Source organism: Aliirhizobium wenxiniae (assembly GCF_019511445.1).
Lineage (GTDB): Bacteria > Pseudomonadota > Alphaproteobacteria > Rhizobiales > Rhizobiaceae > Neorhizobium > Neorhizobium wenxiniae_A.
This window is the reverse complement of record NZ_JAEUAN010000004.1, coordinates 188,466-202,624: the sequence shown is the minus strand read 5'-3', so window position 1 is coordinate 202,624 and position 14,159 is coordinate 188,466. Positions and strand designations below refer to the sequence as shown.

Genomic DNA, 14,159 nt, shown 5'->3' with positions numbered 1-14,159 from the left:
GTTCAGACGCCGGCAACTTCACACAGCATCTCGAAGGCCGTGCGCACCGTCGCCAGCCGGACTTCAATGCGACCGATATCGCCGTAACGCATTTCCCGGTGAATGATCATGCCCGAGCGGTTGCGGGCGGCAAGATGCACGAGACCCACCGGCTTTTCGGTTGAGCCGCCGCCGGGGCCGGCGATGCCGGTGACGGCGACCGCAAGATCGGCCCTGGAGCGGAAGAGGGCGCCCTGCGCCATCTGTCTTGCGGTCTGTTCCGACACGGCGCCATAGGTGCCGAGCGTTGCCGCATTGACGCCCAGAAGGTCCATCTTGGCTTCGTTCGTGTAAGTGACGAATCCGCGATCGACGACGGCAGACGAGCCGGCGATATCCGTCAGGGCGCCGACAATGAGGCCGCCGGTGCAGGATTCTGCGGTGGAGATCATCAATCTCCGTTCAGCGAATTCCCAAACGATCCGGCGCGCTTCGTCTTCTATGTCTAATGGAAACAGGCTCATACCTGAGATCCGCGATAGACGACGGTAGCGGTTGCGATCGCGGCAATGCCTTCGCGACGGCCGACAAAGCCGATCGTCTCGTTGGTCGTCGCCTTGACCGAACAGCGGTCCAGCGAAATGCCGAGGATGTCTGCCATGTTCTGGCGCATCCTGTCGCGATGGGGGCCGACCTTCGGTGCTTCGGCAATCAGCGAGACGTCGGCATTCATGATCGTGCCGCCCTTTTCGCGCACGATCCTTGCCGCATGTTCGAGGAAGATTTTCGACGGCGCGCCCTTCCACTGCATGTCCGATGGCGGAAAATGATCGCCGATATCACCGGCGCCGCAGGTGGCGAGCAGGGCATCCGTCAGGGCATGCAGCGCAACATCTGCGTCCGAGTGGCCGGACAGTTTCTGGTTATGGGGAATGAAGACGCCGCACAGCGTCACGCCATCGCCTTCAACCAGTTGATGCACGTCGTAGCCGTTGCCGGTGCGCACGTCGGGGAGGGCGGCGGCTGAAAGCCTTTCATCGGCCATGGTCATGTCCCGTTTTACGGTCAGCTTGATATTGTCTACGGAGCCTTCGACGATGGAAACCGGCAGTCCGGCCCATTCGGCGATCGCCGCGTCATCGGTAAAATCGTCGCGGCGAAGCGCCGCAGCCTTTTCATGCGCCGAGCGGATTTCCGACAGGAGAAAGCTCTGTGGCGTCTGGGCGGCATAGAGCCCGGCGCGCGGAACCGTCTCGTGGACGAGGCCATCTGAGCCGCCACGCTTCAGTGTATCCGTCACGCTGACTGCCGGCAGCACGGCCTCGACGCCGTTGTCGAAGGCGTCAGCGATGCGGTCAAGCATTGCGTGATCGACAAACGGACGTGCCGCATCGTGAATCATCACATGGGTTGCCTCGGTGGACGAAAGAGCCTTCAGGCCTTCATAAACAGAGCGTTGCCGCGTATCTCCGCCGAAGGCGAGGGTGATGTCTGGCGCTGAAAGCCCGGCCGTTGCTGCCGCATACAGTTCCTCGTCGTCCGGATGGATGACGACGACGATCGGTCCGCGCCTTTGCCAGCGAATAAACGTGTCGAGCGTGTGGGCGATGACCGGGCGGCCGCCGATGGGGCGGTATTGCTTCGGCCCCTCGTCCGGCGAGCCAGCTCTTTCCCCTCGTCCTGCCGCGACGATGACGATGCCGATTGTCATGGAGCTGCTGTTCCCGTTCTGTATGAAATTGGCCAGTATCGATTTGGATTGACAGGGCGAGAACTATAGCCTCAAAAGCCGTATTTCCAGCACGTCGCTCAAAAATAGCGCATTTCACGAATAGCTCTTGGCAAACGCTCAAGGGCTGAATAAAAATAGTGCATAATGCGAATTTGCCTGAAAGATCATCAATTGCATTGCAGCGACCTTGCCAGACCATTTCAGATCGGATCGGTCACTGTCCGCAATAGGATGGTGCTCGCGCCGATGTCCGGCGTGACCGATCTCGCCTTCCGCAAGCTTGCCTGGCGCTTTGGTGCCGGCCTTGTTGTCACCGAAATGGTGGCAAGCCGGGAGCTTGCCATGAACAAGGGCGAATCCTGGGCGCGGCTGAAGAATGCCGGCATGACGCCGCATATGGTGCAGCTTGCCGGTCGTGAAGCCCACTGGATGGCGGAAGCGGCAAGGATTTCGGCCGATAATGGCGCCGATATCATCGATATCAATATGGGCTGTCCGGCCAAGAAGGTGATCGGCGGCTATTCCGGCTCGGCGTTGATGCGCGATCCCGATCACGCCTTGTCACTGATCGAGGCAACGGTGAAAGCCGTCTCCGTTCCTGTCACCGTCAAGATGCGGCTCGGCTGGGATCATGACAGCCTCAATGCGCCGCTGATTGCGCGTCGCGCGCAGGAGGCGGGCGTGCAGCTTGTCACCGTGCATGGACGTACCCGCATGCAGTTCTATGAAGGCAAGGCGGATTGGGACGCCATTCACGCCGTGCGTGACGTGCTCTCCATTCCGCTAATCGCCAATGGCGACGTTCAGACGCCCGAAGATGCGACGGAAATCCTTCGCCGCTCCGGTGCCGATGCCGTCATGGTCGGGCGCGGTGCGCAGGGCCGGCCCTGGCATGTCGGCTGGCTTGCCGGTCACGCCGCGCCGTCACAGGCGGAGGTCGGCGCCATCGTCATCGAACATTACGAGGCAATGTTGGATTTCTACGGGGTCGAAGCCGGTCTTCGGCATGCCCGCAAACAGCTCGGCTGGTATATCGACCGCCAGGGTTGCGACATTGCGTCAGAGGACAAGGCGGCGATCATGATGTCTCGTGATCCGGCAGATGTTATCCGGCGTCTGTCGACGATTTTTGGAAATGACGCATTCCTATCAGCCCGCAAGGAGGCTGCATGACAAAGTCCGCCATTCAGGACACTGCCCATGGGCAGGCATTGGCCATGGCCGTCCTCAACTCGGTTCAGAACCCGGTCATTCTGGTCGATCAGGCCGGAAAGATCGCGTTCGCCAACTGGGAAGCGGAATCCTTCTTCGGCGCAAGTGCCTCGCATCTGGCAAAATACAAGATTTCGAGCTTTATTCCGTTCGGCAGCCCGCTTCTGGCCTTGATCGACCAGGTTCGCGAGCGCAAGGCTCCGGTCAACGAGTATCGCGTCGATCTGTCCTCGCCGAAACTCGGTCAGGAAAAGCTGGTCGATCTTTATGTCGCACCTGTCGTCAGCGAACCCGGTTCCGTCGTCGTTGTGTTTCAGGAACGCTCGATGGCGGACAAGATTGATCGACAGCTGACCCATCGCGCCGCTGCGCGTTCGGTGACGGGGCTCGCTTCGATGCTGGCGCATGAAATCAAGAACCCGCTTTCCGGCATCCGTGGTGCTGCCCAGCTGCTTGAAACCGTGGTTCCGGATGACGATCGTCCGCTGACGCGGCTGATCTGCGACGAGACGGACAGGATCGTTTCGCTGGTCGACCGGATGGAAGTGTTTTCCGACGAGCGCCCGGTCGATCGCGTGCCGCTCAACATCCACTCCGTGCTCGATCACGTGAAGGCGGTGGCCAAGGCCGGTTTCGCCCGCGAGATCAAGATTTCCGAGATGTACGACCCGTCGCTGCCGCCGGTCTATGCCAATCGCGACCAATTGGTTCAGGTGTTTCTCAACCTGATCAAGAATGCGTCCGAAGCCGTGGACGGTCAGCCTGACGCTGAAATCATGCTGACGACAGCCTACCGTCCCGGCATCCGCCTTTCGGTTGCGGGCACGCGGGAAAAAATCTCGCTGCCGCTCGAATTCTGCGTCATCGACAATGGTCCCGGCGTGCCTGCCGACCTCGTTCCGAACCTTTTCGACCCGTTCATCACCACCAAGACCAACGGTTCCGGCCTCGGGCTGGCGCTGGTCGCCAAGATCATCGGCGGCCATGGCGGCATTGTCGAATGCGACAGCCAGGCGCGCCGGACCATATTCCGTGTTCTGATGCCCATGCACAAGGAAGAGGCCGGTGACGGCCGCGCCTTGAACCCCACAGGAAGCGAAACATGACTGCCACGATCCTTGTCGCCGACGACGACGCGGCCATCCGTACCGTCCTGAACCAGGCCCTGACGCGGGCCGGTTACGAGGTACGCATCACCTCCAATGCCGCCACCCTCTGGCGTTGGGTTTCGGCCGGCGAAGGCGATCTCGTCGTCACCGACGTCGTCATGCCGGATGAAAATGCCTTCGATCTGCTTCCGCGTATCAAGAAGGCGCGGCCGGACCTGCCTGTGCTTGTCATGAGCGCGCAGAACACATTCATGACGGCGATCCGTGCTTCGGAAAAAGGCGCATATGACTATCTGCCGAAGCCGTTCGACCTGACGGAGCTAATTGCGATCATCGGCCGGGCGCTGGCCGAGCCGAAGCGCAAGCCGGCGCGTCTCGACGACGACATGCAGGATGGGATGCCGCTGGTCGGCCGCTCTGCTGCGATGCAGGAAATCTATCGTGTTCTCGCCCGCCTGATGCAGACGGACCTGACGCTGATGATTACCGGTGAATCGGGTACCGGCAAGGAACTGGTCGCCAAGGCTCTTCACGATTACGGCAAGCGCCGCAACGGTCCGTTCGTGGCGATCAACATGGCGGCCATCCCGCGCGACCTGATCGAATCGGAACTGTTCGGCCACGAGAAGGGCGCCTTTACCGGCGCACAGAACCGGTCCACCGGCCGTTTCGAGCAGGCCGAGGGCGGCACGCTATTTCTCGATGAAATCGGCGATATGCCGATGGATGCGCAGACACGCCTTCTGCGCGTGCTGCAGCAGGGTGAATATACGACGGTCGGCGGACGTACACCGATCCGCACCGACGTGCGCATCGTTGCCGCCACCAACAAGGACCTGAAGCACCTGATCAATCAGGGGCTTTTCCGCGAAGACCTCTATTACCGCCTCAATGTCGTGCCGCTGCGCCTGCCGCCGCTGCGCGACCGTGCCGAGGATATTCCAGATCTCGTGCGCCACTTCATGCAGATGGCCGAGAAGGAAGGGCTCGACGGCAAGCGTTTCGACAACGAGGCGCTGGACGTGATGAAGGCCTATGCCTGGCCGGGTAACGTGCGCGAGTTGGAAAACCTGGTACGCCGCCTGATGGCGCTCTATCCGCAGGATGTCATTACCCGCGAAATCGTCGATACCGAGTTGCGGTCTGATGTTCCCGATAGCCCGATCGACAAGGCTGCCCCGCGCAGTGGCTCTCTGACCATCGCCCAGGCGGTCGAAGAAAACATGCGCAGCTATTTCGCGAGCTTCGGCGATAACCTGCCGCCTCCGGGACTGTATGACCGGGTGCTGACCGAGATGGAATATCCGCTGATCCTTGCTGCGCTGACGGCCACCCGCGGCAACCAGATCAAGGCGGCCGATCTGCTCGGGCTCAACCGCAACACGCTGCGCAAGAAGATCCGCGAACTGGGCGTCTCCGTCTATCGCAGTTCGCGTTCCGCCTGACTTTTGAAAAAAAAAGACGCCGGATTTTGTCCGGCGTCCTGACATCAAACCGATCGCAACTGGCTAAAGTAGTGTGCTACGGATTTTCCTGACGGCTTCGTCAGGATCTGCGCCGTAGGGGATGAGACCTTTCAGGCGCCCGTCAGCGCCGATCAGGAAAAGGTCCATCGTGTGGCTCATCGAATAGCCGCCGCTCTTGTTCGGCACCTTTTCCGCAAATGCCTTCCAGCCGTAGACTACCCGCCTCATCTCTTCTGCAGTGCCCGTCACACCGGTGATCCGGTCTGAAAAGGCGGTAACGTAGCTCTTCATGATCTCTGGCGTATCCCGTTCCGGATCAACCGTGAACAGGTAGCTCTTGATCGATGCGCCATCCTCTCCAAGTGCCTTCAGGTATCCGGCGACTTCGAACAGCGTCGTCGGGCAGACTTCGGGGCAGTGCGTATAGCCGAAATAGACCAGCGACGGATTGCCCTTGAAGATTGTCTCGTCGACCTTTTCTCCCTGGTCGTTGACCAGGGAGAAGGCGGCGTTGAACCTGCTGTTTCGCGGCTCGTCCTTGAAGGTGAAAAACAGGATACCGACCAGGACGCAAAAGAAGATCGTGCAGAGTGCCGTGGCAATCAGCATGAACGGATTTTTGGTGGTCATTTTCCGTGCTCCGAATGTGCCGCGTGCCCCTTGTCGCCTGCGACCGGACCTACGGAAAATTCGACATCGACCGATCCTGCCTTCTCGAAGACAAGCGTCGCCTTGATCATTTCGTCTTGCTTGAAAGGCTGTGTCACATTCATGAACATCAGGTGATAGCTGCCGGGCTTCAGTTCGACGGTGCTATTGGCTGGGATCGCGAGGCCGCCATCCAGTTCACGCATTTCCATCACAGCGCCGTTCATCTTCATTTCATGGATTTCCACTGTCGTGGCGCGCTCGGATGTGATGCCGATGAGGCGATCGGCTGGTCCGCTGTTGGTGATTTTCAGATAGCCGCCGCCCACCTTGGCCATGGGCAGCATCGCGCGGGAATAGGGGTGACCGATCTCGAGTTGGCCGAGCTTGAATTCATGGGCCTGGGTCGAGCCGAAGGCGAGCACGGAGCCGAGCAGCGCGTAGGCAACGATCTTCTTGTTGAACATGGATTTCTCCGAAAGGAACCTGTTGGTTGGCTCTGGTCTGCCGGAATGTGGGCAATATGGTCCGGTGACGGCCGACGATATAAGGGGAGGGCGATAATTGCCTGATTTCATGGCCGGATGCGCATGGCGCATGGCCTGTCTTCACGAAATGACGGGTGGTCCGCGGGCGTCGGCCAGAATGCCTCGACGCGTTGGTGCAGGCATCTCCAGGCTTGGAAAAGCGATGTTTTCCGATGTGAACACCGAGAATTGCAGGAGCAATACGCCCGGCGTGAGGATGACGGGGGCAATGGAGGACGCCAGGCGGCACAGGCTTGCGCAGGGGCAATCCGTGGCTCTTTTCAACGGATTGTCGGCACTTGCCGGATCTGCTTCGACGATACCGGTAGAACCGCACAAGACGTGGAGCGGATCCTGGGCGGCTATTGCCGTCGATGCTTTAGCGAGATTTCCGGTAAATCCCTGAAATGCCAACAGATAGGCGAGGACTACCGCAAACGCGGTCGCCAGCATCCTGTCAGAGAGGATTTGCCGTATCGCTTTCATGAAATCTCCATGCCACAGGCTGGAGTTAAAGTCACCGGTGCGATGAAATTGCTCATGTGGCAGTTTGCCGCTTTTTCGTGGTGAAAGTCTTTTTCGGAATATACTCAGATAATACCTCCGCCAACGTCTAATTCCGTGGACATCCGTGTATTGTGATGGACCGGGATTGCTGGCTGCTTGACAGCTTGTAATGATCGTTGCATTTTCGCCACAATGCGTTGCTTAGAGGTCACGCAGGTGCCCTAGCTGAACCGGCGGCGTTTTTTTTCGGTCAGAGCGACGGACATCCTATTTCGGCGATTTCAAAAGCGTCTTTCCACAGTGTGGTCAGGCGATAAGGCAGTTGGCCCCAAAGCGGGAGGGACATGATGGTGGACGGCGGGACGGCACCACTTGCCGACGCTCAATCTGCGACCTTCATTCAGGATCGCCGCGCGTCCTTCGCCTTGCCGGGTATCCTGCTTGCCGGTGGCGCGCTGCTTTGCGCCATCCTGACACTGCTGGTCCTCCTCGGCCTTACTCCCATTGCACCTACGGGCAACGTGGTCATCGCCTCCGCTGTGATCAATTCGCTGTTCATTCTGGGGCTGATGTATCTCATCGGCCGCGAAGTTTCCCGGTTGCTCAAGGCGCGGAACAGGGGCAGGGCGGCGGCACGTCTGCACGTTCGGATCGTTGCCCTGTTTTCCATCGTCGCGATCACGCCTGCGGTTCTCGTGGCGATTTTTGCCAGCCTGACACTGAATGTCGGCCTCGATCGCTGGTTTTCGCTGCGCACTCAGTCGATCGTGCAATCATCGCAGGATATAGCGCGCGCCTACATGATGGAGAATGCGAGCTATCTGCAGGGACAGACGGTTTCGATGTCTAACGACCTCGAGCGAAACCGCGCTATGTTCTATCTCGATCGCACCGGGTTTCTGGATCTGATGACCCGACAGGCTCGCGGGCGCGGCATGCTTGGGGCATTCCTGGTGCGGGAAGACGGTCAGGCGATTGCGCAGGCCGATATCAAGACCGAGCGGCCGCTGCCTGCGATTCCCGCCGACGCGCTCAAATCTGCCGCGGGTGGTCAGCCGACACTCATTCCTCCCGGAATCACCAATCTTGTCGGTGCCGTCATGAAGACGGATGCGATATCCGGGACCTTCCTTTATACGATCCGCGCCGTCGACCCGAAGGTCATGAACGCGATGCGGCTGATGGAGGAGAATACGGCCGAATACAAGGCGATGGAGGCAGGCCGTTCGTCGCTGCAGTTCGCCTTTGCCGTGCTCTATCTCGGCTTTGCACTGATCGTTCTTCTGGCTGCCATCTGGGCTGCAATCGCGGTTGCCGACCGCATCGTGCGGCCGATCCGTCTTCTTATCAGCGCCGCCGATGCAGTCGGCAGCGGCAATCTCAATGTCGTTGTTCCCGTTCGCGCGGCCGATGGCGATGTCGGCAGCCTGTCGCGTACCTTCAACAAGATGATTTCCGAGATCCGTACGCAGCAGGACGAGATTCTTGAAGCGAAGGACGAGGTCGATGACCGCCGCCGCTTCATCGAGGCCGTGCTTTCCGGCGTAACTGCTGCCGTCATCGGCGTTGATGATCGCCGGATCAGCATCGTCAACCCTTCGGCAGAGCAGATGCTTGGCATCAGTGCCGATGATCTTATCGGCAAGACCTTGCAGGACATCGTTCCCGAGGTCGATCAGGTTCTCACCGAAGCCACCACGCGTGCCCGCGGCGACTTCCGCAAGGAGGTCAACCTGATGCGTGGCGGCAAGGAGCGGACTTTGTCCGTGCAGGTCACCCGCGAGGAACAACGCACGACGAGCGACAGCTACGTCATCACGCTCGATGATATTACCGACCTTGTCATCGCGCAGCGTTCGACCGCCTGGGCGGATGTGGCGCGCCGTATTGCGCATGAAATCAAGAACCCGCTCACCCCGATCCAGCTGTCGGCCGAGCGGCTGAAGCGCCGTTACGGCAAGCAGATCGATGAGAGCGACCGGGCCGTGTTCGACCAGTGCACGGATACGATCGTGCGGCAGGTCGGCGATATCGGCCGCATGGTCGACGAGTTCTCTTCGTTTGCGCGTATGCCCAAGCCATCCAAGGAGATCACCGATCTCCGGGGCATTCTGAAAGATTCGATCTTCCTGCGCGAAATGGGCACGAGCCATGTAGATTTCATCCGCGAACTCGGCGACGAACCGCTCAACGGCCTGTTCGACGGTCGGATGCTCGGTCAGGCTTTCGGCAATCTCGTCAAGAATGCCGTCGAGGCTCTCGAGATGGTGCCTGCTGACGAGGAGCGTGACGGGCGCAAGGTGATGGTGCGCTCCAGTTTTGACAAGGCACGCGATCTTTTCGTGGTGGACGTGATCGACAACGGCATCGGACTGCCGACCGAGAACCGCCACCGTATACTCGAACCCTATATGACGATGCGCGAAAAGGGCACAGGGCTCGGCCTCGCCATCGTCAAGAAGATCATTGAAGAACATGGGGGGCAGCTCGAGTTGCACGATGCCCCTGCCGATTTTGATCATGGCAAGGGCGCCATGATCAGGGTGCTTCTGCCGCATGCCGATGCGGCTGCCACGCCCATGACGGATAAAGACAAGGAAATTGCTTATGGCGTCTGACATTCTGGTCGTTGATGACGAGGCGGATATTCGCGAGATCGTTTCTGGCATCCTCTCGGACGAGGGCCACGAGACACGAATGGCGCATGACAGCGACAGCGCGCTTGCGGCGATTTCCGACCGCGTGCCGCGGCTGGTCTTCCTCGATATCTGGATGCAGGGCTCGAAGCTGGATGGTTTGGCGTTGCTGGACGAGATCAAGAGCCGTCATCCCGAGCTTCCGGTGGTGATGATTTCCGGCCATGGCAATGTCGAGACTGCCGTTTCGGCGATCAAGCGCGGCGCGTTCGACTTCATCGAAAAGCCGTTCAAGGCCGACCGCCTGATCCTGATCGCCGAACGGGCGCTGGAAAACTCCAAGCTCAAGCGCGAGGTTTCCGAGCTGAAGAAGCGCACCGGTGATGCGGCCGAGCTGGTCGGAACCTCGGTTGCCGTTTCCCAGCTGCGCCAAACGATCGAGAAGGTCGCTCCGACCAACAGCCGCATCATGATCCTCGGTCCCTCCGGCTCCGGCAAGGAACTCGTTGCCCGGATGATCCACCGCAAGTCTTCGCGTGCGACGGGGCCGTTCGTGGCACTCAATGCCGCGACGATCACGCCCGACCGGATGGAAATCGCCCTGTTCGGCACCGAGGGCACGCCCGGCCAGCCGCGCAAGATCGGCGCGCTGGAGGAGGCGCATCGCGGCATTCTCTATCTCGACGAAATCGGCGAAATGCCGCGCGAGACGCAGAACAAGATCCTGCGCGTGCTGGTCGACCAGCAGTTCGAGCGTGTCGGCGGTTCGAAGCGGGTGAAGGTGGATGTCCGCATCATCTCCTCGACCGCCTACAATCTGGAGAGCCTGATTTCCGAAGGCGCTTTCCGTGAGGATCTCTACCACCGTCTCGCTGTCGTGCCGGTCAAGGTTCCAGCCTTGGCGGAACGGCGCGAGGATATCCCGTTCCTCGTCGACATGTTCATGCGGCAAGTCTCCGAACAGGCGGGCATCCGTGCGCGCAAGATCGGCGACGATGCGATGGCGGTGCTGCAGGCGCATGACTGGCCGGGCAATATCCGCCAGCTGCGCAACAATATCGAGCGGCTGATGATCCTTGCCCGCACGGATGGGCCGGATACCGCGATCTCCGCCGACATGCTGCCGACCGATCTCGGGGATATGCTGCCGAAGGTCTCCTCGAAGGGCGACGTCCACATCATGACGCTGCCGCTGAGAGAGGCGCGTGAAATGTTCGAGCGTGATTATCTGATCGCGCAGATCAACCGCTTTGGCGGCAACATTTCCCGCACCGCCGAATTCGTCGGCATGGAGCGCTCGGCGCTGCACCGCAAGCTTAAGTCGCTCGGCGTCTGAGGTCTTTGCCCGGCTATCGGGGTCGCATCCGTGCGGCCCCACGTGTCTTTGACCACGGTTTCGCGCAGACTGCCGAAATCTGCATTCCAATCGTTTCAATCGATGGAAGACAGCGCCGGTGGACATCAAGGCAGTGTCGCATCGGATATGCGCGACGCCTTTTTCGAGATTGCGGAAAAGACGCCGATTTGGTAACCAGACTTGTGGGGGAAGGGAAACACGGGGCGTTTCTCCATCATCTCTTATCACGTGAGATCATTATCCCGGCAGATTGCCGGCAAGAAAGAAAGAATCGGCGCCATGGCGGAACGTTCTCAGAACCTGCAGGATTTATTTCTCAATACCGTTCGCAAGCAGAAGATTTCCCTGACTATATTCCTCATCAACGGGGTAAAGCTCACGGGTGTCGTCACTTCGTTCGACAACTTCTGCGTCCTTCTTCGTCGTGACGGGCACTCCCAGCTCGTGTATAAGCACGCGATCTCCACCATCATGCCGGGCCAGCCTATGCAGATGTTCGAGACCGAAGAAAACGCAGCCTAAGGACAAAGACAGATTTCTATCCGAGATACGTCTAACGAATCACTCGTCCCGGAAGCCGAAAAGCACCGGGACGATATGCGCGCAGTGGTCGTCGTGCCGGTGCTGAAACAGGCTCGGCCGAAGGCAGGGCAGGGCGACAGCCCGATCGTCGCCGCGCCGCAGCGTTCCAATGAGGCGCGCCTGGAAGAGGCGACCGGGCTTGCCCGCGCCATCGATCTCGAGATCGCCCAAGGCCTGATCGTGACGGTCAGCCAGCCGCGTCCTGCAACGCTGATGGGCACCGGCAAGATCGAGGAAATCAAGGCGCTTCTCGACGAGAAGGATGCCGGCCTCGTCATAGTCGATCATCCGCTGACCCCGGTGCAGCAGCGCAATCTCGAAAAAGAACTGAATGCCAAGGTTATCGACCGCACTGGCCTCATTCTCGAAATTTTCGGCCGCCGTGCCTCCACCAAGGAAGGCACGCTGCAGGTCGATCTGGCGCATCTGAATTATCAGAAGGGCCGTCTGGTCCGGTCCTGGACCCACCTTGAGCGCCAGCGCGGCGGTGGCGGGTTCATGGGCGGTCCGGGTGAAACCCAGATCGAAGCCGACCGTCGCCTGCTTCAGGACCGTATTGTCAAGCTGGAGCGCGAGCTGGAACAGGTCGTGCGCACCCGCCAGCTTCACCGCGCCAAGCGCCGCAAGGTGCCGCATCCGATCGTGGCGCTGGTCGGTTATACCAATGCCGGCAAGTCGACCCTGTTCAACCGCATTACCGGTGCGGGGGTTCTCGCCGAAGACATGCTGTTTGCAACGCTCGACCCGACACTGCGCCGGATGAAGCTGCCGCATGGCCGCACCGTCATCCTGTCTGACACCGTCGGTTTCATCTCCGACCTTCCGACCCATCTCGTCGCCGCCTTCCGCGCGACGCTGGAAGAGGTGCTGGAAGCCGATCTGATCCTGCATGTGCGCGATATGTCCGATCCGGACAATGCCGCCCAGTCGCATGACGTTTTGCGCATTCTCGCCGATCTCGGCATCGACGAGAAGGAAAGCTCCGAGCGCATCATCGAGGTTTGGAACAAGATCGACCGGCTCGACCCGGAAACCCATGACGCGCTGTTTGACCGCGTCAGAGACCGCGACAACATCATGGCGCTGTCGGCGATCACCGGCGAAGGTCTTGATCCATTGATGGACGAGATCGCCAAGCGCCTTTCCGGCGTGCTTACCGAAACCACGATCACCATTCCGACCGACAAGTTGGCGCTCGTCTCCTGGATCTACGGCAACTCGATCGTCGACGGCCGCAAGGACAATGAGGACGGTTCGGTGACGATGGATGTGCGCATGTCGGAAGCCCAGGCGACCGAGCTGGAGCGCCGATTGGGCAATGGCCCGAAGCGCGAGAAGGAAGACTGGGAGCGGTAAAAGCTCTCTGTCGTCATCCTCGGGCTTGTCCCGAGGATCTAATCACGTCGCATTTTTTGATACGTTGGTAGATGCTCGGGACAAGCCCGAGCATGACGGAGGTTATAATTGCCCGGCCCTTCGCTATGGCTCGCGGCGTTCGTCACTGCAATCGATTCACTGGATCGATTGCTCGGGCTCCGCCCGACCGTTCCTCACCCAACGAAAGCCCGCTCGATAACGAATTCGCTCGGCTTGTTGTTCGCGCCCTCGGTCAATCCTGCCCTTTCGAGCAGTTCCTTGGTGTCCTTCAGCATCGCAGCCGAGCCGCAGATCATGCCGCGGTCGACGGCCGGGTCTAGCGGCGGCACGCCGAGGTCGGAGAACATTTTGCCGTTTTCGATCAGATCGGTGATGCGGCCGGTGAAGGGGTAGTCTTCGCGGGTGACCGTCGAATAGAGTTTTAGCTTGTCGCCGACCAGTTCGGAGAGGAACTCGTGGTTCCTGATCTCTTCCATTAGGTCCTGGCCGTATTTCAGCTCGGACACTTCGCGGCAGGTATGGGTGAGGATGACTTCCTCGAATTTTTCGTAGGTTTCCGGATCGCGGATCAGGCTGGCGAAGGGCGCAATGCCGGTGCCGGTCGAGAACATGTAGAGACGCTTGCCCGGCGTCAGCGCATCGAGAACCAGCGTGCCGGTCGGCTTCTTGCGCATCAGCACGGTATCACCCGGCTTGATCTTCTGCAGGTGCGAGGTCAGCGGGCCGTCCGGCACCTTGATCGAGAAGAATTCCAGTTCCTCGTCCCAGGCCGGGCTCGCGATCGAATAGGCGCGGTAGATCGGCTTTTCTCCGACCATCAGGCCGATCATGGCAAATTCACCCGAGCGAAAACGGAAGCCGGCTGGGCGCGTCATGCGGAAGCGGAACAGCCGGTCGGTATAGTGCTGCACGTCCAGCACCGTCTCGGCGTAGACGCCATCCGGGATTTTTACGGCAAATTCTTCGTTCTTTGCAGGAGCGTTCATCGCGATCGGTCTTCCAGTCTCATCGTTCTGACAGCCAGATA

At 59.9% G+C, this 14,159-nt stretch carries 13 protein-coding genes; 7 read left to right on the top strand and 6 right to left on the bottom strand.

The window, feature by feature from the left end:
* Window positions 1-2: 2 nt before the first annotated feature.
* Together JNB91_RS06865 and JNB91_RS06860 are read right to left on the bottom strand one after the other, a co-directional pair.
* On the bottom strand, window positions 3-503 hold the full coding sequence (locus JNB91_RS06865) for a CinA family protein (RefSeq protein ID WP_220324777.1): 501 nt from the start codon (window positions 501-503) through the stop codon (window positions 3-5).
* Window positions 500-1,690, bottom strand: coding sequence for a bifunctional 2-C-methyl-D-erythritol 4-phosphate cytidylyltransferase/2-C-methyl-D-erythritol 2,4-cyclodiphosphate synthase (locus JNB91_RS06860; protein ID WP_220324776.1), 1,191 nt, complete (start codon window positions 1,688-1,690; stop codon window positions 500-502). Before JNB91_RS06860 ends, JNB91_RS06865 begins: the two co-directional genes overlap by 4 nt.
* 165 nt (window positions 1,691-1,855) lie before the next feature.
* Here JNB91_RS06860 and dusB point away from each other — a divergent pair, with 165 nt between their 5' ends.
* The 3 genes from dusB to ntrC are packed head-to-tail and all read left to right on the top strand — an operon-like array spanning window position 1,856 to window position 5,477.
* Window positions 1,856-2,884 (top strand): tRNA dihydrouridine synthase DusB, encoded by a 1,029-nt coding sequence (gene dusB, locus JNB91_RS06855; protein WP_220324775.1) that lies wholly within the window; start codon window positions 1,856-1,858, stop codon window positions 2,882-2,884.
* The gene (locus tag JNB91_RS06850) at window positions 2,881-4,029 is read left to right on the top strand and encodes a two-component system sensor histidine kinase NtrB (RefSeq protein WP_220324774.1); all 1,149 of its coding nucleotides are present in this window, start codon (window positions 2,881-2,883) and stop codon (window positions 4,027-4,029) included. Before dusB ends, JNB91_RS06850 begins: the two co-directional genes overlap by 4 nt.
* The gene (gene ntrC, locus JNB91_RS06845; protein ID WP_220324773.1) at window positions 4,026-5,477 is read left to right on the top strand and encodes a nitrogen regulation protein NR(I); all 1,452 of its coding nucleotides are present in this window, start codon (window positions 4,026-4,028) and stop codon (window positions 5,475-5,477) included. Before JNB91_RS06850 ends, ntrC begins: the two co-directional genes overlap by 4 nt.
* Before the next feature lie 63 nt (window positions 5,478-5,540).
* Here ntrC and JNB91_RS06840 read toward each other — a convergent pair whose 3' ends face one another.
* The 3 genes from JNB91_RS06840 to JNB91_RS06830 form a co-directional block, all read right to left on the bottom strand.
* Window positions 5,541-6,128 (bottom strand): SCO family protein, encoded by a 588-nt coding sequence (locus JNB91_RS06840; RefSeq protein WP_223218079.1) that lies wholly within the window; start codon window positions 6,126-6,128, stop codon window positions 5,541-5,543.
* A complete protein-coding gene (locus tag JNB91_RS06835; RefSeq protein WP_220324772.1) occupies window positions 6,125-6,613 on the bottom strand; it encodes a copper chaperone PCu(A)C in 489 nt (162 codons plus the stop codon). Before JNB91_RS06835 ends, JNB91_RS06840 begins: the two co-directional genes overlap by 4 nt.
* Window positions 6,614-6,754: 141 nt before the next feature.
* The gene (locus JNB91_RS06830) at window positions 6,755-7,159 is read right to left on the bottom strand and encodes a hypothetical protein (RefSeq protein ID WP_220324771.1); all 405 of its coding nucleotides are present in this window, start codon (window positions 7,157-7,159) and stop codon (window positions 6,755-6,757) included.
* Between the two features lie 368 nt (window positions 7,160-7,527).
* Here JNB91_RS06830 and JNB91_RS06825 point away from each other — a divergent pair, with 368 nt between their 5' ends.
* From JNB91_RS06825 to hflX, 4 genes are all read left to right on the top strand, one after another.
* Entirely contained in the window at window positions 7,528-9,798 is a 2,271-nt protein-coding gene (locus tag JNB91_RS06825; protein WP_220324770.1) for a sensor histidine kinase NtrY-like, read from the top strand.
* Window positions 9,788-11,152 (top strand): nitrogen assimilation response regulator NtrX, encoded by a 1,365-nt coding sequence (gene ntrX / locus JNB91_RS06820; protein WP_220324769.1) that lies wholly within the window; start codon window positions 9,788-9,790, stop codon window positions 11,150-11,152. The genes JNB91_RS06825 and ntrX overlap by 11 nt, the downstream gene beginning before the upstream one ends.
* Before the next feature lie 300 nt (window positions 11,153-11,452).
* Entirely contained in the window at window positions 11,453-11,695 is a 243-nt protein-coding gene (hfq, locus tag JNB91_RS06815) for an RNA chaperone Hfq (RefSeq protein ID WP_007757453.1), read from the top strand.
* A 75-nt stretch (window positions 11,696-11,770) separates the two neighbouring features.
* Window positions 11,771-13,111, top strand: a complete 1,341-nt coding sequence (hflX, locus tag JNB91_RS06810; RefSeq protein WP_222857461.1) for a GTPase HflX — start codon at window positions 11,771-11,773, stop codon at window positions 13,109-13,111.
* A 194-nt stretch (window positions 13,112-13,305) separates the two neighbouring features.
* Here the strand turns inward: hflX and JNB91_RS06805 are convergent, their stop codons facing one another.
* Complete coding sequence (locus JNB91_RS06805) at window positions 13,306-14,118, bottom strand: ferredoxin--NADP reductase (RefSeq protein ID WP_220324768.1); 813 nt, start codon at window positions 14,116-14,118, stop codon at window positions 13,306-13,308.
* Between the last annotated feature and the right edge of the window lie 41 nt (window positions 14,119-14,159).

Coding starts and splice junctions, on each gene's coding strand:
- JNB91_RS06835 (WP_220324772.1), bottom strand. CDS start 6,613: ATGTTCAACAAGAAGATCGTTGCCTACGCGCTGCTCGGCTCCGTGCTC.
- hflX (WP_222857461.1), top strand. CDS start 11,771: ATGCGCGCAGTGGTCGTCGTGCCGGTGCTGAAACAGGCTCGGCCGAAG.
- JNB91_RS06805 (WP_220324768.1), bottom strand. CDS start 14,118: ATGAACGCTCCTGCAAAGAACGAAGAATTTGCCGTAAAAATCCCGGAT.
- ntrX (WP_220324769.1), top strand. CDS start 9,788: ATGGCGTCTGACATTCTGGTCGTTGATGACGAGGCGGATATTCGCGAG.
- JNB91_RS06850 (WP_220324774.1), top strand. CDS start 2,881: ATGACAAAGTCCGCCATTCAGGACACTGCCCATGGGCAGGCATTGGCC.
- ntrC (WP_220324773.1), top strand. CDS start 4,026: ATGACTGCCACGATCCTTGTCGCCGACGACGACGCGGCCATCCGTACC.
- JNB91_RS06830 (WP_220324771.1), bottom strand. CDS start 7,159: ATGAAAGCGATACGGCAAATCCTCTCTGACAGGATGCTGGCGACCGCG.
- dusB (WP_220324775.1), top strand. CDS start 1,856: ATGCGAATTTGCCTGAAAGATCATCAATTGCATTGCAGCGACCTTGCC.
- JNB91_RS06865 (WP_220324777.1), bottom strand. CDS start 503: ATGAGCCTGTTTCCATTAGACATAGAAGACGAAGCGCGCCGGATCGTT.
- JNB91_RS06840 (WP_223218079.1), bottom strand. CDS start 6,128: ATGACCACCAAAAATCCGTTCATGCTGATTGCCACGGCACTCTGCACG.
- hfq (WP_007757453.1), top strand. CDS start 11,453: ATGGCGGAACGTTCTCAGAACCTGCAGGATTTATTTCTCAATACCGTT.
- JNB91_RS06825 (WP_220324770.1), top strand. CDS start 7,528: ATGGTGGACGGCGGGACGGCACCACTTGCCGACGCTCAATCTGCGACC.
- JNB91_RS06860 (WP_220324776.1), bottom strand. CDS start 1,690: ATGACAATCGGCATCGTCATCGTCGCGGCAGGACGAGGGGAAAGAGCT.